The 22462-nt window shown below is 59.8% G+C and carries 21 protein-coding genes and 3 pseudogenes; 15 read left to right on the top strand and 9 right to left on the bottom strand.

What is annotated here, in order from left to right; all coding sequences use genetic code 11:
• The first annotated feature begins 108 nt into the window (after positions 1-108).
• Positions 109-1098, top strand: coding sequence for an IS481 family transposase (locus G315_RS0110410; protein WP_019612484.1), 990 nt, complete (start codon positions 109-111; stop codon positions 1096-1098).
• 138 nt (positions 1099-1236) lie between these two features.
• On the opposite strand, the gene G315_RS0110405 is transcribed toward G315_RS0110410, so the two are convergent.
• Positions 1237-2301 (bottom strand): porin, encoded by a 1065-nt coding sequence (locus tag G315_RS0110405; RefSeq protein ID WP_018146364.1) that lies wholly within the window; start codon positions 2299-2301, stop codon positions 1237-1239.
• Positions 2302-2815: 514 nt separating this feature from the next.
• Here G315_RS0110405 and G315_RS14750 point away from each other — a divergent pair.
• Positions 2816-2983, top strand: coding sequence for a hypothetical protein (locus G315_RS14750; RefSeq protein ID WP_231367519.1), 168 nt, complete (start codon positions 2816-2818; stop codon positions 2981-2983).
• A 450-nt stretch (positions 2984-3433) separates the two neighbouring features.
• Here the strand turns inward: G315_RS14750 and G315_RS14320 are convergent, their stop codons facing one another.
• Positions 3434-3877 carry a GNAT family N-acetyltransferase gene (locus G315_RS14320; RefSeq protein ID WP_081612147.1) on the bottom strand — a complete coding sequence of 148 codons (444 nt, stop codon included), beginning with the start codon at positions 3875-3877 and terminating at the stop codon, positions 3434-3436.
• A gap of 289 nt (positions 3878-4166) precedes the next feature.
• Here G315_RS14320 and G315_RS0110395 point away from each other — a divergent pair, with 289 nt between their 5' ends.
• The 6 genes and pseudogenes from G315_RS0110395 to G315_RS14745 all read left to right on the top strand — a co-directional run.
• Positions 4167-4511, top strand: a complete 345-nt coding sequence (locus tag G315_RS0110395; RefSeq protein ID WP_018146362.1) for a PilZ domain-containing protein — start codon at positions 4167-4169, stop codon at positions 4509-4511.
• A gap of 270 nt (positions 4512-4781) precedes the next feature.
• A pseudogene (locus tag G315_RS14660) lies at positions 4782-4865 on the top strand (Txe/YoeB family addiction module toxin); the annotation flags it as partial.
• A 480-nt stretch (positions 4866-5345) separates the two neighbouring features.
• Entirely contained in the window at positions 5346-6458 is a 1113-nt protein-coding gene (locus tag G315_RS0110385) for a Fic family protein (protein ID WP_026338872.1), read from the top strand.
• 256 nt (positions 6459-6714) lie between these two features.
• Positions 6715-7065: pseudogene (locus G315_RS13810) on the top strand (type II toxin-antitoxin system RelE/ParE family toxin).
• Entirely contained in the window at positions 7062-7343 is a 282-nt protein-coding gene (locus tag G315_RS0110375) for a helix-turn-helix domain-containing protein (RefSeq protein ID WP_012982512.1), read from the top strand. The pseudogene G315_RS13810 and the gene G315_RS0110375 overlap by 4 nt, the downstream one beginning before the upstream one ends.
• A gap of 170 nt (positions 7344-7513) precedes the next feature.
• Positions 7514-7651 (top strand): annotated as a pseudogene (locus G315_RS14745) (transposase); the annotation flags it as partial.
• Between the two features lie 215 nt (positions 7652-7866).
• Here G315_RS14745 and G315_RS0110370 read toward each other — a convergent pair.
• Both G315_RS0110370 and G315_RS0110365 read right to left on the bottom strand, forming a co-directional pair.
• Positions 7867-8130, bottom strand: coding sequence for a Txe/YoeB family addiction module toxin (locus G315_RS0110370; protein ID WP_019612481.1), 264 nt, complete (start codon positions 8128-8130; stop codon positions 7867-7869).
• Positions 8127-8369 carry a type II toxin-antitoxin system Phd/YefM family antitoxin gene (locus tag G315_RS0110365; protein ID WP_018139194.1) on the bottom strand — a complete coding sequence of 81 codons (243 nt, stop codon included), beginning with the start codon at positions 8367-8369 and terminating at the stop codon, positions 8127-8129. Before G315_RS0110365 ends, G315_RS0110370 begins: the two co-directional genes overlap by 4 nt.
• A gap of 363 nt (positions 8370-8732) precedes the next feature.
• Between G315_RS0110365 and G315_RS0110360 the strand changes: the two genes are divergently transcribed.
• The 4 genes from G315_RS0110360 (at position 8733) to G315_RS14315 (ending at position 10353) form a co-directional block, all read left to right on the top strand.
• Positions 8733-9017: a type II toxin-antitoxin system Phd/YefM family antitoxin gene (locus G315_RS0110360; RefSeq protein ID WP_018880673.1), complete on the top strand. Its 285-nt coding sequence runs from the start codon at positions 8733-8735 to the stop codon at positions 9015-9017.
• A 4-nt stretch (positions 9018-9021) separates the two neighbouring features.
• Complete coding sequence (locus G315_RS0110355) at positions 9022-9339, top strand: type II toxin-antitoxin system RelE/ParE family toxin (RefSeq protein ID WP_019612479.1); 318 nt, start codon at positions 9022-9024, stop codon at positions 9337-9339.
• Between the two features lie 491 nt (positions 9340-9830).
• Entirely contained in the window at positions 9831-10109 is a 279-nt protein-coding gene (locus G315_RS0110350) for a type II toxin-antitoxin system Phd/YefM family antitoxin (RefSeq protein WP_024327451.1), read from the top strand.
• Complete coding sequence (locus G315_RS14315; protein WP_081624471.1) at positions 10084-10353, top strand: Txe/YoeB family addiction module toxin; 270 nt, start codon at positions 10084-10086, stop codon at positions 10351-10353. Before G315_RS0110350 ends, G315_RS14315 begins: the two co-directional genes overlap by 26 nt.
• A gap of 247 nt (positions 10354-10600) precedes the next feature.
• On the opposite strand, the gene G315_RS0110340 is transcribed toward G315_RS14315, so the two are convergent.
• From G315_RS0110340 to G315_RS0110330, 4 genes are all read right to left on the bottom strand, one after another.
• Complete coding sequence (locus G315_RS0110340) at positions 10601-11794, bottom strand: diguanylate cyclase domain-containing protein (RefSeq protein WP_018146355.1); 1194 nt, start codon at positions 11792-11794, stop codon at positions 10601-10603.
• 462 nt (positions 11795-12256) lie between these two features.
• Positions 12257-14233: an ATP-binding protein gene (locus G315_RS0110335; protein ID WP_019612478.1), complete on the bottom strand. Its 1977-nt coding sequence runs from the start codon at positions 14231-14233 to the stop codon at positions 12257-12259.
• 194 nt (positions 14234-14427) lie between these two features.
• Entirely contained in the window at positions 14428-14973 is a 546-nt protein-coding gene (locus G315_RS14565) for a hypothetical protein (RefSeq protein WP_155986094.1), read from the bottom strand.
• A 462-nt stretch (positions 14974-15435) separates the two neighbouring features.
• Positions 15436-18939, bottom strand: coding sequence for a DNA methyltransferase (locus G315_RS0110330; protein WP_019612477.1), 3504 nt, complete (start codon positions 18937-18939; stop codon positions 15436-15438).
• A 649-nt stretch (positions 18940-19588) separates the two neighbouring features.
• Here G315_RS0110330 and G315_RS0110325 point away from each other — a divergent pair.
• The gene (locus G315_RS0110325; protein ID WP_018168017.1) at positions 19589-19924 is read left to right on the top strand and encodes a hypothetical protein; all 336 of its coding nucleotides are present in this window, start codon (positions 19589-19591) and stop codon (positions 19922-19924) included.
• A gap of 412 nt (positions 19925-20336) precedes the next feature.
• On the opposite strand, the gene corA is transcribed toward G315_RS0110325, so the two are convergent.
• Entirely contained in the window at positions 20337-21419 is a 1083-nt protein-coding gene (gene corA / locus G315_RS0110320) for a magnesium/cobalt transporter CorA (RefSeq protein WP_019612476.1), read from the bottom strand.
• Positions 21420-21559: 140 nt separating this feature from the next.
• Here corA and G315_RS0110315 point away from each other — a divergent pair, with 140 nt between their 5' ends.
• Together G315_RS0110315 and G315_RS0110310 are read left to right on the top strand one after the other, a co-directional pair.
• Positions 21560-22045: a universal stress protein gene (locus G315_RS0110315; protein ID WP_018146349.1), complete on the top strand. Its 486-nt coding sequence runs from the start codon at positions 21560-21562 to the stop codon at positions 22043-22045.
• A gap of 22 nt (positions 22046-22067) precedes the next feature.
• Positions 22068-22322, top strand: coding sequence for a Smr/MutS family protein (locus G315_RS0110310; protein ID WP_018146348.1), 255 nt, complete (start codon positions 22068-22070; stop codon positions 22320-22322).
• Positions 22323-22462 lie beyond the last annotated feature (140 nt).

The raw sequence follows: 22462 nt of genomic DNA, 5'->3' as shown, positions 1-22462 counted from the left end.
CTAGATGTTGGGTAACGGATGATTCTATACCGCACGAGAAGGCACCCCTGTTTCGTGGCCGGGAGTGGCTGAGTATCGTGTGCGACGGCCCCACGCAGGACGGATAGCATGGCGAGTACGATCCATTCGAACGCGCGCACCACCCCTCAGATCCGGCGAGAGCTGCAGGAGGCACCGCCCGGCGTGAGCGACCCCGAGCTTGCTCGGCGCTACGGCATTACCCGCATGACCGTGCGCAAGTGGCGCTACCGCCGGGAGGTGGAAGATCGGTCTCATTGCCCCAAGCGGCTGCACACGACCCTGACCCCGGAGCAGGAGTCGATTGTGGTCCAGGTGCGCGAGGTCGCACTCCTGTCGCTGGATGACCTGCTGATCGTGGCGCGCGAGTTCCTGAACCCGGATCTCAGCCGGGCGGCGCTGGCGCGCTGCCTGCGCCGGCACGGCGTGGGCGACCTGCGGGCCCTGCAGCGGGAACGCGACGGGGAACCCGAGGAACCGGCGTACAAGCCGTTCAAGGACTACGTGCCGGGCTTTGTGCATGTGGACGTGAAGTACCTGCCGCAGATGGCGGACCAGGCCTCGCGGGGCTATCTGTTCGTCGCCATCGACCGGGCCAGCCGCTGGGTGTACCTGGAGGTGCGGCGCACCAAGAGCGCCGAAGCCGCGCGCGGCTTTCTGAAGAAGCTGCTCGAGAAAGCCCCGTTCCATATCACCCATCTCGTCACCGACAACGGCAAGGAGTTCACCGACCGCTTTGCCGCGACCGGGGAGCGCGAGCCGACGGGGTATCACCCCTTCGACCGGCTGTGTGCCGAGCACAGGATCGAGCATCGCCTGATCCGGCCCAAGCGGCCCCAGACCAACGGCATGGTCGAACGCTTCAACGGGCGCATCGCCGACCTGCTGCGGACGCGGCACTTCAACTCTGGCCTGCACCTGGACGAGGCGCTGCGGCACTACCAGCGGCTGTACAACCATCACATCGGCCAGAAGGCGCTGGGGCATCGAACGCCGGTGGAAACCCTCAAGGCCTGGCAGCATGAACGCCCCGAGTTGTTTCGAAAACGTGTATATGACCAGCCGAGACCTGACAACTAGACTCCGTAGACACGGGAGCAAAGCGCAACGGCTGACTCCAGTGATCTGATCTAGCGTTCGAACGAAAAACGGGGCCGTCTTGGCCCCGAAAAATCGGCGTCACATATGACGCTCACCTATTCTCACTTTGCCTGAGAATCAGAACGCGACGCGCATACCCCCGCCTACCGCGGTGTAGCTGGGATCGTTCACATTGTCTTTTTCCTTGGTGTAGGCCACCCCCCCAAAGATTCGTACACGATTGCTCAGGTGATGGGTTACTGCAATTGCGGCTGAGTCGGTTTTCTCGGTGTCATCCGGAACTGTATTGCGCGTATGGCCCAAGCTAAGCGTGAAGTCGGTTTCGCCCATGCGATACGTCCCCGCAGCAAAGTAGGTGTTGCCGTCAAACACTTCAACACCGTCTGCATCGTCCAGCACCGCATCCTCGGCCTCGAAATTCAAGCGCCAAGGGCCCTGGCGCCAGTCAGCCCCCAGCTTGGCCACCCGGAGGTTGTCGGCAAAAGCGTCGTTGAAACCATCGAGTATGGATAAGCCTTCGGTCTGGTTGTTCTCGTCGCCTCGCTGATATGCGCCATAGATCTCTGTAGCACCCAAATCAAAAGCGAGTCGTGCAGCAAAAGCCGAGTTGCTATCGTCTTCGTTATCAAGAAATGTTGCGATATCGAAATAAACAGGGCCGAAGTCATTTGTATAGCGGATACCACGATCAAGATAGGATCCGTTTACAAATCCGCCCCAGCCATACCCACCCGGGGAAAGGCGGCCGCCGAGGACCCGCTGCTGCATGAAGGTAGCATTCAACGGGTCCTTGCCCGCCGTGCTGTAGGGGGACGTCAATCGACCGACAATCACACGACCGAAATCGCCAGAAAGGCCAACGTAAATCTCGCGAGGCCCTGAACCGAATCCGGACACGGTGTTGGCATCCTGCTCCATCTTGGCGAGCGCGGTAAGCCCGTTACCGAGATCGTGCCGGACCAATACGCCCAGTCGACCAGGGTTGGACCCATTGGCGGCCTGTCGTGCTCCTCCTCCATCGTACTGGCGGAATCCGCTGTCGAAGCTGTCATCGCCAGACGCGCTCTGGTAGACAATTTGCGGCTGCAGTTGACCGAATAGGGTGACGGACGAATCGGCAGCGGCCATGGCCGGGAACGCGAATACACTAGCCATAGCGGCCACAAGGGTCTTCCTATTCATATAATTATCTCCTTATCTCTTAATGCGTATATACGTATGTCCATATACCTGACGAGGGGCCTGCGAGTTATAGACGAAGAAAAATAGGGTTGCAATGTCTAGTGGCTAACCAGGCCGAATGACTCAACAGTCGCTCACGACGCCTCGCGTTAACGCACGATCGGCCGTTCCTGGTGTGTTAGATTTGGAAGGGATTACGTATCTAGCTGTTCCTGCGCGGTCTTTGCAATCGAGCGGAGTTCCCGTTATCCCCCGGCGTCCTGCGCTCGGCGAGCACCTGGGGGTCGTGGCGGGCTTCGATCGATTTGTTGGTGCCACCCTTTGGCGCGCAGAAATGGCAAGCGAGGGGTGCAAGTGGATCCAGTTTTTAGGGTGGGAACGGCGACATTTGCACCTGTTGTGGTTCAGAGGGTTACCGTGGTCCGATCCCGCTATTCTTTCGAGGGAGGCATTCCGGGTGAGTGACCCTTGGAGGCAGGCGCGAACCCCGGGTGCTGTGGCGCTATGGGTGGTCTTGGCATTCGCGTCGGGCGCAGGCCTGGGCGCGGCCCTTTCGACCTCGGGTGATCCGCAGTACAAGTCCTATGAGCACTGTTTGCTGGAGAACCTGAACGGGCAGTCCGGCGTGCCCGCGTTCGAGGTGATGCGCGCCTGCCGTCGGGTGACTGGCACGGCGGATTAACGCACGGCCTGCTGGCGCGCTGGGTTCGGATGCGCACGGCCTCGATCTCGCCGTATGTAAACTCCATCGCGCGATCGCGCAGAGGCCGTGGCAATCCGCCGGATCGGCCCGAGACCTTACCTTCCCCATTTGTGGTTCCGGACCCTGGACGTAAGGTGGGTGTCGTCTTTCGTCTGGCCTGTCTGGTCATCCCGGAAACCGCACAGCGGATAGCCGGGATGATGGCGTGGCGCCTGGAAGCAGGTGGATGTCTTTTCTCTTCTTGCGCCGGCCCCGCCATCTTTGCGCCCCCAGGAGCAGCGAGGGTGCCATAAAGGCCGCCTTTCGGGCGTGAAATGCCACGTTTAAGGCACAGAAACCGCGCTTCGGGGCAAGAAAGCCTCGTTCCTGCAGAGAGTTACCGTGGTCCGACCCCGTCATGAGTCCGCAGGGCCGAACTGCTTTGCTTGGCTATGCGCTGTACGTGTAGACATACCATGCGCTCTTTTTTGTATTAAGAGAGTCGTAAAGTTTTTGAGCCGGATGATTGTCTTGGGCTGTAAGCCATTGAAGTCTTGCTGCACCCTTTTCCCGGGCGAACTCCAAGCAATGATTGATCAGCCGCTTACCTATCCCGTTTCCTCTATGGGCTGGCAATGTATAAAGGTCGCTCATAACGCCGACCCGAGCTGGAATACTGGATACATACGTAAAATATACAGTAGCAAAAGCCACGGCGTCTCCGGCTTTGCTCCTGAACAGGAAAATGCAGCCATTATTTCCATTTTCGCTGAACTGCGAGAAGAACACTCGATTCTTCTCATCATCAATTTCCTGAACCTTGTAGAACTCCTGGTATTTCCTAATCAGCGGGAGTGCTTCTTCGATGTTCTTACTTGACACTGCTTCTATCACTTGACGAGTCCTCTAAAAGCATAACGCCAACAGCACGCGCGGCTGCGGAATGGAGGCGAAGACGCACGGGACTTCGGGGTCAGACCTTGCCTCTTGCCCTTTTGTGGATCGGCGGGCACGCTAACAACAGGGCGCGGCGGCACCGGACGAGGGTTGTCGACTGGCGCCATGACGAGGTTGAGCCCGAGCCCGGTCGAGGCCTTCCTCAACGCTGCTATCACCATGCGCTACATTGGGCAGAGCGACAAGAGAATGCCAGGGTCGTCGGGACCAAGGCGGGAGTCTGAGAATGGAACTTCGCGAAGGGCGCCGCAGGGCCGTCCGTATGACAGCGGTTGTGGAGGGTCTTTCCGGCGACCCCGAATATCGGACAAGTGGACGAGTGCGAGATGTCAGCCTTAGCGGGCTGTATGTGGAGCTTCCCGACTCAGGTCTCTCCAGGAATACAAGACTGCGACTGATCGTGAGCCCGGAGGAGTGGGGGGATGACCGGGCCCATGTCTGGCATTGCATCGTGATGCGACTGGATGAGCAAGGCGCGGGAGCGATGTTCGAGCCCGACCATCCGTCTGCGGTTGATGGCTTGCTGGATCTGATGCGCGAGAGCATCGGGCTTCCACCCGATTCGCGCTAGCCTGCGTCCTTCCGCGAGCCTATACCTGCGATCGGGTTGTTCCTTCGCCTTGGCAGGGGCGCGAGGTCAGGCTGCCCCCCGGTCCACGGTTTCCCGATGGTACTGCGTCAACGGTGGGGCGTGTAAACATAGGTCTCCTCTATATGAGGGTTGATTGCCGAAGCGCGGTGATTGGGGGGCTGGAAGAGGCCGCGGCAATCGGCTGGAGCGGCACGGTTGCCGATCGACTGTTATGGCCACAGAAGGTAAGGTTTGATCCCCGAGGCACCCTCCGCCAGGGACCGCCTGATCTACTGCTTCGACGATCACGCGATCTACATCTTCGCCATCGGCGGCCACTACGACAGGCTCTGAACCTCTGACGTCCCGTATCGTGGGAGCCGTACGGTCGCTGGCGCGAAAGGCCATATCGAGCCCAAAAATGGCCATATAAGGCCCTAATTCAGCGTTCCAGCACCTTAAAGTATCTTTATTCCAATCGGTTACCGTGGTCCGACCCCGTCACGTGGTAAGGCACCGTCATTGCGAGGCCTCGAAGAGGTCGCGGCAATCCGTCGGAGCGACCCGAGACTCTACCGATCCCCTTTGCGGTGCCGGAGTGGGGTCTAATCTCAGAGCAAGAGCCCATTTATGGGCCGGAATGCGCCGTCTAAGGCCCTGAAACAGCCCTTCAGATTCCACCATCGGTTTAAAGTCAGTCTGTTCCCGTGGTCCGACCCGTTATGTGGGTTATGTGACCGCGCTTCATGGGCAACAGGCAGGGTCTGACCCCGAAGCCGCTTGGAAATGCGGAGATTGATCCGCATAATCTACGCATATATTGCGGAGAATGTCGTGCAATACATCTGGGAACTGACCGGCTGGCCCCACTGGCAGTGGGACGCGGAACATATCGCGCCGATGCTGGCTGCGGCCGCGCGCGAGCAGGGTCGGCTGCTCGGAAGGATGCAGGGATTGGGATTCGCACTGCGCGAGGAAGCGTCGTTTCGCGTGCTGTCGGAGGATATCGTGGATTCCGGCGCGATCGAAGGCGAGCGACTGCCTCTGGATCAGGTGCGCTCCTCGCTTGCATGTCGCCTCGGCCTGGAGGCGGGTGGACTGACCGCTTCAGGGCGGGACGTCGACGGCATGGTCGAGCTGATGCTGGATGCCACGAAGTCCTTTGACCGTGAACTGACAGTGGATCGGCTGTTCGACTGGCATGCGGCCCTGTCTCCGACGGGACGTAGCGGGATGACGCGGATTCCGGTCGCGCGTTGGCGGGATGACGATGAAGGGCCGATGGAGGTGGTGTCGGGTCCCGTTGGTCGGGAGACGGTGCACTTCTCCGCGCCACCGGCCGAGCGAATCCCGGGGGAGGTCGACGCCTTCGTCGCGTGGTTCAAGGCGCCCGGCCCTCTGGATCCGCTAGTGGTGGCGGGGCTGGCCCATCTCTGGTTCGTGACCATTCACCCGTTCGCGGATGGAAATGGGCGTATCGCTCGGGCAATCGCCGATATGGCGCTGGCACGAGCGGATGGTTCGGCGGAACGTTTCTACAGCATGTCCGGGCAGATCCTTCGGGAACGCAGTGACTATTACGCCAACTTGGAGCGGACTCAGAAACAGGGGGACCTGGACATCACCCTGTGGCTGGAATGGTTCCTGGGCTGCCTGCAGCGTTCGCTGAGCAACGCCCAGGATGCACTCGAGCACGTGCTGTTCAAGGCCCAATTCTGGGAGCGCTTCGCCACGGAGCCGCTCAATGCCCGACAGATCAAGGTTCTCAATCGCCTACTGGACGGATTCGAAGGTGGGATGACCTCTTCACGTTGGGCCCGGATGGCCAAGTGCTCGCAGGATACGGCGCAGCGCGACATTGCGGACTTGGTGGCTCGAGGCGCATTAAAGAAGAACCCGGGCGGGGGACGCAGCACGAGTTACGCCTTGCCGGACACGCTCCGATGACCCGTCTCGTCGCACCCGGTCGACAAGGAATGCGGTAGGGGGCAAGCACCGTGCATGCGGCGTGCGTCAGGCATCCGCAGGAATCCGGCTGTTACCTTTATTCAGGGCCCTGAACCACGTGCGCCACACCCTCGCGGGCTACGAACTGAGGAGTCATGGGGTCAGACCTTGCCTTTTGCCTGAGAAAATAAATCTGTCCCCATTGTTCATTGTTTCATTGTTTCAGGATGCAAAGATACAAAAACTTGTATAGGCTATGAGTATGTCCGGTTCAGGCCCCAAGCCAGTCGTGTTCCGAGCGACGGCACTGGACGATCTCCGTGCTTTCCCCTTGTCGGCTAGGCGGGAGGCCGGGCACCAGATCGACCAACTCCAGCATTGAAGAGACCCCGACGACTGGAAGCCGATACAGTCCGTGGGGAAGGGTGTCAGAGAAATCCGGATCCGAGACGAGGCCGGAGCATTTCGGGTCCTCTATGTCGCCAAGTTCGGGGATGCGGTTTACGTGCTGCATTGCTTCTGGAAGAAGACACAAAAAACCCGCAAGAGCGATCTGGACTTGGCCGCTCAGCGTTATCGCGATTTGCTGCAGGAGATAGGCCAATGACCGAGCACCGATTCGACAGCGTGTGGGATGCGATTGAGAACACCCCGGAAGAAGCGGAGAACCTGAAGCTGCGTTCCGCTCTGATGAGGGCCCTCAAGGACCATCTCGTTCGCTCGGAAATGAAACAGGGCGAGGCCGCGAAACTCTTCGGAGTCACGCAGCCGCGAGTCTCTGATCTGATGCGAGGAAAGATCGACGTGTTTAGCCTCGATGCCCTGGTGAACATGGCAGCGGCCGCCGGGTTGCACGTTGAGTTGCGGGTCCTCGACGCCGCGTAGCTGTGTCCGCATCTCCTGATCGCAAAAGTTCTAGCGTCGGCCTGCCGTGTTATGGGTGGGTAGTCCAGCGATCCATGGGGTAGGTGGCTCTCGTGGAATCACGGGGTCACACCTTGCCCTTTGCCTCTCCCTTGATGCGGGGGCAAAAGGCAAGGTCTGACCCCGACCCCCGTCCGTCGTTGATGCGCGAGGCGTTGCAGCGCGGCCAACTCACCGGCAACCAGCGTTTTGTGGATGAGGTGGAGCAGATCATCGGCTGTCGCGTTGAGCGGCGGCATCCTGGCCGTCCGCCGTCACGTCAGCCATGAGAAAATAAATCTGTCCCCGTTTTTCTTTCATGGCCAAAGGCAAGGTCTGACTCCGGAGCCCTCGCGTAGGAGCTTGCTTGCAAGCGAAGCTCCTGCCCGCGTCCGGCTTTGGCTGGGGCTTCGCTTGCAAGCAAGTTCCTACAGGGCTTTCGGTGTTCTGAAACGGCCGTCGTCCCGGGAACCGCGCAGCGGTGATCCGAGATCGTGCAGCCGGGTTACTCGTAGTGGCTCCATAAGCGGATCACCTTAACCACTCGCTCGTCTTCTAGCACTTGGTATACCAACCGGTGTTGAATGTTGATGCGCCGCGAGTACGCGCCGGAGAGATCACCCACCAGCTTCTCGAAAGGTGGGGGCTTTCGATACGGATCTTCCGCGATCAGCGTCAGCAGTTCCTGTGCCTTCGGTTTCAGGCCGCTGGCAGCCAGCTTCTTCGCATCTTTTTGAGCCTGCCGGGTGTAGACCAACTTCCATGTCACCAATCCAGCTCCTCGTGGCATTCATCCGCCGGGGTATCCATGCCCTCGCGGATCGACTCGCGCATACCCGGCACCGACAGCAGGTACAGGGTCTCCTGAATCGCCGACCAGTCCGACTCGGATAGTAAGACGGCGTTGTTCCGCTTGCCGGTGATGACAATCGGCTCATGAGACTCCGCCGTTTCGTCGATCAGCCGGTAGAGGTTGCTGCGCGCCTCTGTAGCCGTAATTCCCGTCATGGCGCACCTCGCAAGTGTGTGGGTTTAGATCAAGAGTACGCCTTGGCGTACGTTCCGTAAACCGTACGGGTACCCCGTCACTGCCAGACACCGCAGAAACTGCGACAACGGGTCGGATCGTTCCAGGAATTATCCTTTCGCCCAGCCTGGAAGGTCATCCCGGAAACCGCGCAGCGGTTATCCGGGATCTCGAGCGCCGGGGCAGGAGCGGACACCAGAGATCCCCGCTCTACGCTTCGCTCCGGCCGGGATGACGGTCTGCCGCCAGGGAGAAGATGGGTGTCCTCTTTCTCCGATCCTCCTCCGCAGGGTGCTCTCCATAGCCCTTTTAACAGGTGCTATAGTCCGCCCTAACGGCGGCTTATGATGGAGCGGATTGCGATGATCAAATTTTCCGAAGACCTGGTCCCCCTGACCGACCTGAAGACGAATCCCGGACGGGTTATGAAACACGTGGCCGAGGTTCACCGGCCCGTACTGCTGACTAGTCGGGGCAGGGGTGTTGCCGTGGTTCAGTCGGTGGCGGATTACGAAAAGGCCGAGGAAGAGCGGGAATTCATGCGGGCCGTCGTCGCGGGTCTGGCGGACCTGGAGGCCGGTCGGGAAGTCTCGCTGGACGAGGCCAGGGCGCAGCTCGGTCTCAACTAGCAATATGCCCGGCATTACGATCACGTTTGCCGAATCCGCCCTGCGCGATCTCGAGCAGATGCAGGAGTGGTACTCGGAGCAAGGAGTGCCGGAGGTCGGACAGAGGCTGGTGCAAGAGATTTTCCAACGAGTCCAGGCCCTGAACGACCACCCCGACATCGGCAGGGTAGTGCCCGAATTTGACCAGCCGTTCCTGCGAGAGCTCGTCCATCCACCTTTCCGCATCGTGTATCGGCGTGATCCCGGTCGGGTGAGGGTTGTCCGCGTCTGGCGAAGCGAACGCCTGCTGCACCTTCCTGGCGGAGCGTCGAACAGGAACTAGGCCGCCACCAGACCTCCGCTCATGGTTCGTGGCGTTTGAGCGCCATCCCGGAAACCGCAAAGCGGTTATCCGGGATCTCGGCCGGCGGGGTAGGCGTTAGCGTCAGCGATCTCGATTCTCCGCCTCGCTCCGGCCGAGATGACGTTGTGGCCGCGGAGAAATAAATCTGTCCCCGTTTCCGTCCCCATAGGCGCCCCCAGAGGCCGATTTCAGCATCGAAATGGGCGCTTTAATGTGTTGAACAAGCCTTGAGGGGACGTTAATCGTCCGCAAGACAGATGGTTACCGTGGTCCGACCCCGTCCTTTGTTCAATCGGCCGGACTGGCCCGAGACCTTCCCAGGCGCATTGGCGTTGCCGGATCTTACCTGAAAGGTCGATGTCCTCTTCCTCCGGTACGTCATGTGGGAACGGTGCGCCGGAAGACGCAATTGAACCGAACCTGAAGGATGCCTATAGTTGTACGGTACTTCCGTACGTTTGAGGTCCGGCATGGAAACAGTCAGCGTGAACCGGTTTCGCGAGAACCTGAAGGCCTTCGTGGAAGAGGCCGTCACTACGCACACGCCGCTCAAGGTCACGCGCCGAGCGGGTGAGGCCTTTGTGGTGATGAGTGCGGACGACTGGGAGCGGGAGCAGGAAACGCTCTACGTCCTCCAGAACTCCAGCCTGATGCAGCAGATCGCCGATTCGGCCGTTACCCATCGGAAGGGAGAAGGCTACCGTCCCACGGAAGGGGAGATGGATGAGATCACTGGTATTCGAGGGTAATACCTGGGCGGCGTACGAAACGCTCCGGGAGCGCGACCCAAAGCTGCATCGAGCCCTGCGCCGGATCCTCAAGGAAATGCTCCGGAACGATCCAGCTACGGGAACGGGTAAGCCGGAGCCCCTTCGGCATTCGCTGTCGGGCTTCTGGTCCCGACGTCTCTCCTCCCGGGATCGCCTGATCTACCGCTTCGACGATCAAGCCATCTACGTCTTCGCGATCGGCGGCCATTACGACACGTTGTGACCCGAGCCCATGTTGCCCCTCGCTCGGGGCATCATGGCCAACAGGCAGGGTCCGACCCCGAGCCCCGTTCGTGCCGGGAAGTCCCATTTCGGGTGCGAAATGCCTTGTCGAAGGCTCAGAAACTACCCTTGAGCGCACGAAAGTCCCTTTTCTACAGCGCGTTACCGTGGTCCGACCCGGTTATGTCCTTGTTGGTAGCATTCGCGGTGCCGGATCGGATCGGAAAGGTGGTGTCCTCTTTCTCCGGCTACGTCCCGCGCCCCGCCTTGAGACCATACATCGCGCGGTCGGCTCGCCCCAGCAGTTCGTCCGGATCGCCGTCTCCCGGACCGTAGGCCCAACCCAGAGTCATCGCCAGCGTGACCTCGCCCGCAGCAAGCTGGACCGGCCGGGACACCGCCGCCTGCAGTCGCTTCCCCTCGGCTTCGGTTGAATCCTCGCCAAACAACAGCACCGCAAACTCGTCACCCCCGACCCGGGCCACACAGGCCGGCTCGCTGAGCGCCTCCTCCAGCCGGCGGGCGACCACCCCCAGCAGTTCGTCGCCCGCCGCGTGTCCGAACCGATCGTTCACCGGCTTGAACTGGTCGAGATCGATGAAGCCTACGGAGAACGCTTCTCCGGTCCGTTGGGACCAGGCGATTGCGTCCTGCAGGCGCTTATAGAAAGCACGCCGGTTGGGTAGACCGGTCAGCGGGTCGTGGCTAGCCTCGTGCTGCAGCTGGCGTCCGGCCTCGTCGAGCTGTGACGCCTGCTCGCGCAAATCATGGTGCATGGTCACCAGGGTCCGCCGGGTGAGCAGAATCAGAGCCAACGCGAACACCACGCCGCCGCCACCGAACACCAGCATGAAGCGCTGCGTGTGCGCCCCGACTTCGCCTGCGCGCTCGGCTGCGGCTTCCATCTGGGCGCGTTCATGTGCTCGCAACGCCTCGATGGAGCTGTCGAACTCGCGATCCAGATCAAACAGACGCTCGCTCAGGATCGCCATTGCCGGCGCGATCTCCTCGCGGGCCGCCAGGTCCACCACTTGGTCCTGCAGCCTCACGATCTCCGGGATCAGGGCATCCTGTTCCTCGAGTCTGGCCCGCGCCGCATCCTCGGTCACGCGCTCATTGAGGGCCGCGCGCACCTCGCCAACCCGGTTCCCCCAGCGGTGGTACGCCATCATCAGGTCATCACGCTCGAAGGGGTCGTCGGTGATGACCTGATTCACCATGGTCTGGTGGCGATTGTAGGCGGCCTCCAGCAGATCGGACGCCAGCTGGATGCGCTGTCCTCGCTCCTCCGTGATGTGACGCAGCTCGTCCAGCAGGCGCTGGTTCTGCCACAGGCTGTTGCCCACAATCACAATCATGCCCGCCAGCAGGACCACGAAAGCGACCGTGATGGCGTTCAACAACCGCCCGCTGATCCGCTGCACCTTTTGCGAGAACTGCATCGACTACTCCTTCCAAGGGGCGAGCATGGGGGGGCACCCTCCCATGGGCCAAGCGCCCCGCACTGTCGCGCGGATTCCGGATAGTATCGGATCAAGCCGTGATTTCTTACTCGAATATGAGGCGGAGGGCCAAAGCAACGTCTGCCCCGTCATTCCCCACCGTCATTGCGAGGCCTCGAAGAGGCCGCGGCAATCCGTCGGAGCGGCCCGAGCCTCTACCGACCCCCTTTGCGGTGCCGGAGTGGGATCTAATCTCAGAGCAAGAGCCCATTTATGGGCCGGAACGCGCCGTTTAAGGCCCTGGAACAGCCCTTCAGATTCCACAATCGGTTTAAAGTCAGTCTGTTACCGTGGTCCGACCCGGCTGTTTCGCCCCGAAAATAAATCTGTCCCCATTTTTGCTACGGCTGTTCGCCCCGAAAATAAATCTGTCCCCATTTTTGCTATGTCCCGAATCGTTGACTAATCCCTGACCTCTTGAAGATCATTTACCAAGCTATTTGTTGATACTCCGACCAGTTCTTCTAGCTTGTAATTAAGTGTCCCAAGTAGATAGCCGTTAGTCAGTTCAAACTCGTCAAAAATTGTGAACCAATCCTTAACGTAACTCTTAATCCGACCTGTCGAGACAAGCCCTGGTTCTGCCTTATCTTTTAGGCTATCCAGCCGCTGCGATATTGCAAAATCGTTCTCGGCAATCTTTCTCCCCACCAAAATAAGTTCGAAGCAGAGCTTCTGACTTGAAAACCCACCATGCTTGGCAATTATTTCCGCATAGTCATCGAGCTGCCTTAGATGTTTCTTGTTGAGGGAAACCCCAGGCCTCTTTATTTCTACTATTACACACTTATAGTGCGGTTGCCCCGATGAATCATACGCAGGGATTTTTCTTGCCAGAAACAGATCCACTTGGCGATTCACGCCCTCAACCGTTGCGCCTTCTGCGAGGTCTCCGTCATCAAAAGTGTTAATATCACGAATCGAATCACGTAGGTTCTTTGCGATCTTGGTGAATGAGTCTTCCTCGGCGCCAAGGGTCGTGTACTGCGCTCCGAAAACCCACGTGTTTCTTTCGATAATCTTCTGTAAATCGGGTGTCTCAAGAACCTCTTGGTACCTGTTCTCCATCACCTCTCTAAGCATATGAATCGCAGATTGACGCTTCTGTAGGGTCTCTATTGTGCTAACAATATTATCAAGGGTAGTCTTTTGAAGTTGATCGGCGAGAATTGAAACATGCTCAGAACCAAGATTTAAAACACCCTCAAGAACATCCAAGAGCTCGTTATTCTCATTCGAAACCAAAAGCTTATCCAAGAGCCTAATTATTATTTTTGCCTGCTTCCCATTGAGAGTTTTGAACACTGATGGATCAGCAATGTATATATCTGTAACAACGGCTTTTGTATTCTTCTTGCGCCACTCTGCGTAATGAGGATCCAAACCCTTGTAACTAGGGAAATATCCGAGTTCATCGAACCGTTCGATTTCGCCCTCTACATGTCGACGGAGAAATTCGCTATATATTTCTCTTTGTATGTCTAAAAGCCGATTCATCACCTTTCGGTATAGCTTGGTTGCACCCGACTTCGACGGGTCCATCTCGAGCGCCTGAGGATCGTAGGAATCTACCCACGCAGACGAGACGTAGGCGCTAGTGTGGAACGCGATCTTATTGTTAAATCGACTCAGCTCCTTCTGAACTATCCTATTTTTATTACTGATCAGATAGTTGAAGGACTTTTCCGAGCTCGGCTTGTCGTTCCAACGTATAATTGTTGCCGAAAAGTTGTGCCCATCTATCTTGAACTCATTCTTATGAATGTGGTGCTCAGGAATTGGGACATCTACTCCGTTTATTGATATATTTCGGCTTTCATTTAGAACAAGGTACCATCCGAATTCCTTCGATAGTTTGTCGATCAGCCCCTCTTGGCCTGGTAGCACATTCTGTTTGAAGTTTTGGAGTTCAACGCACGTGCCCGACTTACGGCCACTTAACAGCGCGTGCTGTTCTGTGTGAGGAAGGTAAGACCCCGCGTAGTCCTTAATTGCGTTACTTTCGATTGCTATTTTCGCGTCATAGCCGTCGCGTCGAGTGTACCAATTCGCTTTCTCGCTTAACCTGTGGAACGCGAGACGCCCCTTCCCATGGGATCCGTGTTTGTCATCGTCATGACGTTTCGATGATTCGTTGAACTTTTTGAAGTTATTTTCAAGACGTTTTACGTCTATGCCATCACCATTATCAAGAACCGTGATAGATTCAAGCCCATTCAGGTCGTTATGAGCTATGGTCACGCTCACATCTGTTGCACCTGCGTCGAGACCATTCCAAATGAGCTCAAAAATCGCCTGTATGGGCTCGTAGCTCTTGAAATGCTTCTTTATGCCTTCGTCAGTTATCTCGGCTGATCCCGAGAAGATTGATCCGTTCATGACGCATCCCTATGTTCTCTTCTATATGACTCATTCAGCCCGTAACGAACCATCAACGCCGCCCCCTCCCTGTGAGGACAGCGGTGCTCCTGGGACGACACAAGACGGCTATCCAACGCCGCCGATCCGCGTATCTTAGGCCGTTCTTGGAGGGCCGACCCCGTTAAACGGTCCCGTCGTCGCATTTCTTTAATTCACAAAGGGCATTTGCTCATATCTCTCGCGAAACAGAATTGGATATCGTTAGCTAAAGCGACTCTATTAATCTCCCTAACCGCTTCCAAACCAATCACCTCATTGTCGCTTTGTGAAAAAATGCAACGCTTTGGCGTTAAGGGCATTATTCTTGCGTTGCTAAAGTTATCTGGAATTAAAAACTCGCCTTTTTTCGCTGTCAAAATTCCCCATTGGGCGTCTTTCATTTGTTCCCTAGCCATATCCATGTTCCTCTGGATGTGCAAGCCTGCCAAGTTTCTTCCGGGCATGGTTAAATTGGGCCGTATAAAACCAACATGCTTACTTTCGAGTATCTCTTGATCATTTTTTGAGAGCTCAGCACAGACAGCAGAGCCTTGGTTTAGATATTGGTCTTCTATCGGATGTTTATGCCGATGAGACCTAATGTTCCAGAGAATAAACATATCCGTGACGATCCATTTCTCTCGCGGCTCGATTTTCTTCTGATTCCCGTTGAGAATGGAATCCGCCAATGCCTGGAACTTGTCTTCAATGCTTTTCATGTAACCAGACTCCGCGCGCTGATCCCAAGCGCGCTTAGCACAAAATACCTGATCATCAGGTTTTACTTGTATAGTTGTGCCGGCTGGTTTTAGGAAGACGCTTACTCGTCCAGAGGCGTTCGCGAAGCGGGCAATACTCCTCGCGGGAAATATATGCTGCTTGACCGTTAGCTGATGTGGGTTGCCCTTCTGCGTTCTTTCGTAGTTCATATAAGTTTAGCAGTGATTGGATGGCACGCACGATTATTTGATGAAGGGGCCTACGTGTTTATTGGGGTATTGAACCGGCTCGGCGACCGGGTCCACCAAAGAGTCAGCAGGTTGCCCATGTACTAGCATTTTTGATGCGGGATACACTGGGAGTCCAACCGGACGGCAGCTTCAAGTGTTTGTTGCAAAGTCGCGGCGGTCGCTTCGGAAGGGGTGAGGCTCGGCCTAGCCGGTCTGCGGATATATCTGCGGTCATGTCAGGCGCCAATGGGTGTCGTGTTGGGTGGCCTGACCCAAGACTTGGAGTGCAGCGAGGACCTGGGTGATGGATTTGGTTGGTTTGCGCTTGAAGTGGCTGGCCAGGGTGTCCGGGGTTTGGGGGCCGATGGCGAGGAGGCGGCGGACGGCTTCGACCTGGTCGGGCATGGATTTGGGCCAGGTGGGCTTTTTGGCCGGTTCGGTCGGGGTGTCGGCGGCGGCCTCGGGTTTGGCTTCCAGTGTGGCGGTGGTCTGGGTGGCTTCGGGGGCCTGGTAGTCGGGGCGTAGCCAGCGGATGTGGCCCTGGGCTTCTTCGGCGGCGCGTTCGGCGTTCAGTGCGACGAGGCGGCTGAGGAGTTCTTCTTCGGCTTCGGCCTGGTCGGCGGGTTTGTCCGGCAGCGGGGTGGTGGCGCCGGGGCGGCCGACGAGGCGGTCGGCGAGGTCGTTCCAGCCGTAGGCGTCGAAGACGGCGCGGTCGAGCTCGTCGTGGAGTTCGCGCAGCAGGGAGAGGAGGCCCTGTTCGTGGATGGTGCGTTCCTTGGCGGTCAGCGGTTCTTCGGCGCGCAGTTTTTCGAGCACGTTGTACATGCCGGTGAGGGTGAGGTCCGGGTGTTCGGCCTGGCGCGCCTTGCGGTGGGCGTCGATGCGTTCGGCGAGGTCGCCAATGGTGGCGGCGTGCTGATCGTCGAGTTCCGGGAAGGGGAAGGTCTCGAAACAGCGGGTCTTGTTGTATCGGGGGCGATCCTCAAGTGTCCCTCCCGTAGCCAATGCCCAAACAACATGAAGCCGGCTAGACACAACGCCCATGCCGGAAGGGCATTCGATAGCGATATTGATAAGTCCGTCATCAGGCAGGATGTCGGCATTGATGAACTGAAAGACCCGGTGCTTGGTGGTCTGGACAGTGGCAACGTAACGGGAGAGGCCGTTCAATGTCTCACGGAGATTGGGGTTTGTCTCGCCAAATAGCCACCAGTTCTTTCTCCGTGATTCACGTTTGTTGTTATCACGCTCGGGTTTAACCCGCTCCAAAACCCACTGATACACTTTTGGATAGCTTGCCCGCACTTCGTCTATATTGAGGCCGTATAAGTCGATCACCATGACGTTGCGCGGAGATTGAGTGAGATCCCTGCCATTTCTGTAGTTACGGATATTCTTTTCTAGGCCAACATCATGGCCCAATCCGATTGTTGCCGCATCTTCGGGAGTTATAACAAAGCCTTTACCGAACAAGCAGACACCGCGATTACTTATTTCTCGATTAGCCTCCAGTGCCCTTGCGTTAGCCACATTTGCGCCTACTTCAAGGTTCGAAAATAACTTGCCAGATCGATGCGCTAACTCTACGGTACGGGCATCGTCGTCCGTATCGCGTTCGCTGACCACATAGCACAAGACGCCGGGGTGTTCGCCAGCCACCCCAACCGTCATGGCAATGCGCACGGCGGCACCATCGCTCGCTTCTATCCAAGGATGGTCGGGGATGGCGAAGGCAAGCGAAAGGCGTTTCCTGCTGTCATTTAGATGTGATTCCACCACGCGGCGACTGAAAGTCTGGCGTAAACTATTGGTGGTTATAAAGCCAAAGCGGTGTGCTCGGCCCTCCCGCACTTTCTCGGCCGCGATGTGCCACCAGTACATAACGAAATCGGCCGAGTCCGGCACTACGCCCCTGAATACTTCACGCACCGCGTCGACGTATCCATCGCCTAGCGCCTGGCGCATACGTTTTGCGCCGATAAACGGCGGGTTACCAACGATGTAGTCGGCTTCGGGCCATTCGGCGCGGCGCGGGTTGCTGTAGTGGTAGACGGGGGTGCGGCCGGTTTCGTCGGGGATGAGTTCGCCGGTGACGGGGCTTTTCTTGTAGCTGATGCCGTCCCAGATGGTGACGGGTTCGCCGTGGTCGTCGGTCATGGGTTCGCGGCTGTCATATTCGATCAGTGCGTCGCGGCATTCGATGTTGTGGAAGTCGCGCAGGATGGGTTCGGGCAGGCTGAGGCGGCCGTGCAGGCGGTAGTGCCATTGCAGGTAGCCGATCCACAGCACGATTTCGGCGATGGCGGCGGCGCGCGGGTTGATCTCCAGCCCGAGGAACTGGTGCGGGTCGACGGTGAGTCCTTCGGTGTCGAAGGTGGCCTGGCCGGCGCTCAGGTCGCGGATGAGGTTGAGCACTTCGCCTTCGAGGCGCTTGAGGTGTTCCAGTGCCACGTAGAGGAAGTTGCCGGAGCCGCAGGCGGGGTCGAGCACGCGCGTCTCGCACAGCCGATGGTGGAAGCGGCGCAGCTCGTCCAGGGCCTTGTCAGGCTTGTTCTGTTGCAGCCAGGCCTCGGCGGCGACCTGCACGGTGTTCCATTCGGCGCGCAGGGGCTCGATGAGCGTGGGCATGACGAGGCGTTCCACGTAGGCGCGCGGGGTGTAGTGGGCGCCGAGCTTGTGGCGTTCGCGCGGGTCCAGCGCGCGTTCCAGCAGGGTGCCGAAGATGGCGGGTTCGACGAAGCGCCAGTCGGCCTTGCCGGCCTGGATGAGCAGACCGATCTGGTCGGCGTTGAGCGGGATAGGGTCGATGTTCTGGAACAGGCCGCCGTTGAAGCGCTGCACCTTGTGCATCAGCTGGCCTTCGTAGCCGCCGGTGTTCATCGTCTCCCATAGGGAGCGCATGGCGTCGGGGAAGTGTTCGGGGTTTTGCTGCAGGCGCTCCAGCAGGGCGGTGAAGCTGCCCTTGGGCAGGAGTTCGACGTCCTCGCTGAACATGGTGAACAGGCAGCGCTTGAGGAAGTGGGCGACGCGCTCAACATCAAAGCCCTGCTGTTCCAGGGATTTGGCCAGTTCGGCCAGGCGCGCGCTGACCTCGCGGGTGACGCGGGCGGCGTGCTTGCTGGCGTCGAGCTGGTCCGGCGCGAGCCACAGGTGGTGCAGGCGCTGCTGGATCTCGGGGTCGCGCAGGTCTTCCAGGCGGATGCGGTGGCGACTCGGGTCCGGGTAGGGGACGTAGGTGCCGCCGGAGCGGGAGAACTCGGAGTAGAGCTCCAGGCTGCGGCCGACATCGGTGACGACGATGAACGGCGGGCGGCCTTCGTCTTCCGGCAGGGCGCGCACGTACTGGTCGGCCTGGTTCTGCGCGGCGAGCATGGCCTTGTCCCAGCCCTGGGTGTGCAGGCCCTTGCCGGTCTGCTTGGCCTCCAGTACGAAGCAGCCGCGGCGGTAGAGGTCGATGTAGCCGCGGTTCTCGCTGCCATCCGGGTTGCGGATGGTGACGCGGCGTTCGAACACGTAGGCGTTGTCGGCGGTGTCGTCGCTGGCCGGGTCGGGATGGGGCAGCTCCAGCAGCTTGCACAGCTCGGTGAGGAAGAGCTGGTAGTTGGCGCGCTCGGAGCCGCCGGTGTCGCGCCAGCGCTCGATGAACGCCTCGACCTGCTCGGGGGCGGCCAGCGGCGTTGCGGTGTCGTGATCGAAGAACGCGGCGTGGGCCGGGTTGCCCGGGGTGACTTCCATGTGACGAAGGTCCGTTTTCGTTTGGGGGCTACCTTACCGATCCGTGGCGGTGTTGTCGTCTGTGGCTTCGGTTGGAGATCGCCGCGGCCGCGTTGCGGCCTCGCGATGACGGGGTTTGTGGGGTTTGGATGGTGCGGGTGGGGTGGCTGGCGTGGGAGATCCCGGCTCTTCGCTGCGCTGCAGCCGGGATGACGGGGTGGGGCGCCGCGGCCGGGGTTTGGCGTTGGGGCCTGCCAAATGTGGGGCATCTGTCCCGTCATCGTGAGGCGCGAAGCGCCGTGGCGTCCGGTCCGGTGCCCTGGGCACTCGCCAAGCCTGAACCTTCCGGTCTGCGTGTCTTCCTGCTGGTTCTGGCACGAAGCTCGGGCGCGCGGTTCGCCCTGGCGGGCGCATGATCTTGTTTTCCGCGTGGGCGGTGTGGCGTTCTGACCCGGTCGCGATAACCCATGTGTCGTTTTGCATCATTCCGGAGTGGAGTGTTGCGGTGTGAGCCAGCGGAATCGATCACACTTTGTTTCGATGATGAGATCTTCGTCAGCAGGGGTCATGTTTGGCATCCCCCTTGCTCCTTCTCTGGCGCAGTCAATTGAAAGCCTGACTGGCCCGATTCGGTTGGCTGTGACTCGATTCCAACTTGAAGGAGAGAACCATGATGTCGACTTTCCAGAAAACTGCGATCGCGATGGTGCTGGGTTCCATGTTTGCGCTGGGCGGCCTTGGCGCGGCGCACGCCCAGGCGGGCGGTGACGCCGGCGCAGATACCGGTGCCCCGGAGGCCGGTGCCGGTGCTGAAGGAGGCGCTGGCGCTCCCGAAGGCGCTGCCGGTGGCGGCGCGGGTGCTCCGGAAGGGGGTGCTGGTGGCGCCGGTGGCGGCGGCACCATGGGCGGCGGTGGTGCCGAAGGTGGTGCGGCCGGCGGCTCCATGGGTGACCACGACGAAGAAGACGACGACGATGACGATGACGAAGGGGCCCCTGACTGGTAACAAGCCCCAGTCCCCTCAACAAGCCGGGCTCCCCGCCCGGCTTTTTTGATTGTCTCCCATCGCCCCGGTGCTTCCTCCCTATAGCCCGGCCGGGCGAGGCCTCTAACCCGTTATCGCGGTCCGACCCTGCCGTTGTTCCCGGTCGGTCGTTGGCTTTGTTGCTCCGGAAGCCGCTCTTTGTCCCAGTGTCGTCATCCCGGAAACCGCGAAGCGGTTATCCGGGATCTCGGGCGTTTGGGGGTTGGGCTGGCGTTGGAGATCCCGGCTCTTCGCTGCGCTACGGCCGGGATGACGGGGTGTGGGGCTGCGGCGGGGGTGTTTGGCGAGGCCGGGGAAGACGGTGGGGCGGTAGGTGTGCGGAAGCGGGGCGCGGCCGGGTTGCGGCCTCGCGATGACGGGTGGGGTGTGGGGGCTACAGCCAGCCGCGGCGGCGGAAGAGGTAGAGCATGACGGCGACGACGGCGAGCATGATGCCGAGCAGGATGGGGTAGCCGTAGTAGGTGTAGAGCTCGGGCATAGACCAGGGGCTGTCGGGGTGTTCGAAGTTCATGCCGTAGATGCCGACGATGAAGGTGAGCGGGATGAAGATGGTGGCGATGATGGTGAGCACGCGCATGACGTCGTTGGAGCGCTGGTTGATGGCGGACATGTAGGCCTCGATCAGGGTGGCCGCCATCTCGCGGTAGGACTCCAGCAGATCCATGATCTGGATGGTGTGGTCGTAGGCGTCGCGCAGGTACGGGAACAGCTCCGGGGTGAAGGGCTCGAGGTCGTCGCGCATGAGGCGGGCGATCACGTCACGCGTGGGCCAGAGCTGGCGGCGCAGGACAAGGAGCTCGCGCCGCAGGATATGGATCTCGTTGAGGGTGTGGCGGTCGGGCTGGTCGAGGACGGTCTCTTCCAGTGTCTCCAGGCGTTCGCTGATGTGTTCCAGCACCGGGAAGGCCTGGTCGATCACGCTGTCCATCAGGGCGTAGGCGAGGTACGCGGCGCCTAGACGGTTGAAGTTGCGGTTGGCGTTGCGCATCCGTTCGCGGACCGGCCCGAAGGGATCGGCCGCGCCGCTATGGACACTGATGACGAGGTGGGTGCCCACCACGAACAGGTTGAGCTGGTCGAGTTCGATGTTGCCGTTGTGATGGCGCGGCTGACGCAGGATGGCGACCATTTGCGCGTCGAAGAAGTCCACCTTGGGGCGCTGGCCCTGGTGGCGCACGTCTTCCAGCGCCAGCGGGTGCAGGTCGAAGGCCGCGCCCAGGTCGTGCAATTGGCGCGGGCTGGGGGCCCCCTGCAAGTGCAGCCAGACGAATCCGCCGTCGACGGTCTGCACGCCTTCGCGCAGGGTGCGCTCCGGGTCGAGTTCGACGAGCTGTTCGCGATGGTAGTGCCAGGCGGAGACGGTGGCGTCGTCGGCGTGCGGGTGTTCGGTGGCGTGGGCGCCGTGGCCGGGGGCGGCGCCGGGCTTAAGGTAGGTCTTTTCGAACAGGCGGGTCATCGCGGTTCCTGTGCGGATTTTCTGCCCAGTATAGGGTGCTGAAAAGTGCTGCGCGCGGGGGGCAACTCTGGCAGTCTGGGCGGCGACTGAACGGCCCGGAAGCGGCTGGGTCCCACGGGGTGAGGAACAAGGAGCGCGGTATGGAACTGAAGACCATGTTGGTGCCGGTGGATGGTTCCGCCAACGCCTGGCGGGCGGTGGAAGTGGCCGCGGATCTGGCGTCCAAGTATCACGCCCGGGTGGTGCTGGTCAGCGTGCTGCTGCAAGGCGAGGTGCCGCCGCATATCCGCCAACTCTCGGACCTGCCGGACCCGAACGATCCGCCGCTGGCAGCGGGCGGTGCGGCCGTGGGCGCCGCGGTGCCGCCGAAGGTGCTGCGGGATATCGCGAAGAAGCTGATCGAGCAGGCCCACGGATACTTCACCGATCTGGGCGTGACCGACATCGAGCACCATGTGGAAGACGGCTCTCCGGCCAAGGTGATCCTGCAACAGGCCGAGTATCACGACGTGGACATGGTGGTGATGGGCTCGCGCGGCCTTGGGGGCCTGCAGGGGCTGCTCTCCGGGAGTGTCTCGCACAAGGTGCAGCAGCTGGCGCGCTGTATCGTGGTGACGGTGAACTGAGCCTCTACTCGCGGGGTTCGCGATGTCGCGGTTGTCGATCGATCTGCACGAGTGCTTCCGCAATGGCCGCCGGATCGACGCCGAGCTGAACGGCGCGATCGAGCAGGCCTGCGACAAGCGCATCAAGACGGTGGAGATCATCCACGGCAAGGGCAGCGGGCAGCTGAAGAAGCGCGTGCTGCGCTTTTTGCAGCAGCCCGAGGTCAAGGCGCGCTATCACCGCCTGGAGAAGGATTCGAAGAACCACGGGCGGCTGTTCGTGCACTTCAAGCATTGATCCGATGCCTCCTACAGTTTGGGGTTCTGTCGGCGCGTGCCTGAGTCCAATTTTGGCAGGGGCTTCGCGTGCAGGCACGCTCCCACAGGGGGGGCTTCCACAGGGGTGATGGATGTTTCTGGCGGCCGGGAAGGGGCTGT

The organism is Thioalkalivibrio sp. AKL7, assembly GCF_000381705.1.
Classification (GTDB): domain Bacteria; phylum Pseudomonadota; class Gammaproteobacteria; order Ectothiorhodospirales; family Ectothiorhodospiraceae; genus Thioalkalivibrio; species Thioalkalivibrio versutus.
The sequence above is the reverse complement of the archived record's forward strand: the minus strand, read 5'-3'. Positions and strand labels throughout refer to the sequence as shown.

Excerpts from the sequence above, each read along its gene's own strand:
- G315_RS0110410 (WP_019612484.1), top strand. The coding sequence starts at position 109 with ATGGCGAGTACGATCCATTCGAACGCGCGCACCACCCCTCAGATCCGG.
- G315_RS0110405 (WP_018146364.1), bottom strand. The coding sequence starts at position 2,301 with ATGAATAGGAAGACCCTTGTGGCCGCTATGGCTAGTGTATTCGCGTTC.
- G315_RS0110395 (WP_018146362.1), top strand. The coding sequence starts at position 4,167 with ATGGAACTTCGCGAAGGGCGCCGCAGGGCCGTCCGTATGACAGCGGTT.
- G315_RS0110375 (WP_012982512.1), top strand. The coding sequence starts at position 7,062 with ATGACCGAGCACCGATTCGACAGCGTGTGGGATGCGATTGAGAACACC.
- G315_RS0110365 (WP_018139194.1), bottom strand. The coding sequence starts at position 8,369 with ATGACGGGAATTACGGCTACAGAGGCGCGCAGCAACCTCTACCGGCTG.
- G315_RS0110360 (WP_018880673.1), top strand. The coding sequence starts at position 8,733 with ATGATGGAGCGGATTGCGATGATCAAATTTTCCGAAGACCTGGTCCCC.
- G315_RS0110355 (WP_019612479.1), top strand. The coding sequence starts at position 9,022 with ATGCCCGGCATTACGATCACGTTTGCCGAATCCGCCCTGCGCGATCTC.
- G315_RS0110350 (WP_024327451.1), top strand. The coding sequence starts at position 9,831 with ATGGAAACAGTCAGCGTGAACCGGTTTCGCGAGAACCTGAAGGCCTTC.
- G315_RS14315 (WP_081624471.1), top strand. The coding sequence starts at position 10,084 with ATGAGATCACTGGTATTCGAGGGTAATACCTGGGCGGCGTACGAAACG.
- G315_RS0110340 (WP_018146355.1), bottom strand. The coding sequence starts at position 11,794 with ATGCAGTTCTCGCAAAAGGTGCAGCGGATCAGCGGGCGGTTGTTGAAC.
- G315_RS0110335 (WP_019612478.1), bottom strand. The coding sequence starts at position 14,233 with ATGAACGGATCAATCTTCTCGGGATCAGCCGAGATAACTGACGAAGGC.
- G315_RS14565 (WP_155986094.1), bottom strand. The coding sequence starts at position 14,973 with ATGAAAAGCATTGAAGACAAGTTCCAGGCATTGGCGGATTCCATTCTC.
- G315_RS0110330 (WP_019612477.1), bottom strand. The coding sequence starts at position 18,939 with ATGGAAGTCACCCCGGGCAACCCGGCCCACGCCGCGTTCTTCGATCAC.
- G315_RS0110325 (WP_018168017.1), top strand. The coding sequence starts at position 19,589 with ATGATGTCGACTTTCCAGAAAACTGCGATCGCGATGGTGCTGGGTTCC.
- corA (WP_019612476.1), bottom strand. The coding sequence starts at position 21,419 with ATGACCCGCCTGTTCGAAAAGACCTACCTTAAGCCCGGCGCCGCCCCC.
- G315_RS0110315 (WP_018146349.1), top strand. The coding sequence starts at position 21,560 with ATGGAACTGAAGACCATGTTGGTGCCGGTGGATGGTTCCGCCAACGCC.
- G315_RS0110310 (WP_018146348.1), top strand. The coding sequence starts at position 22,068 with ATGTCGCGGTTGTCGATCGATCTGCACGAGTGCTTCCGCAATGGCCGC.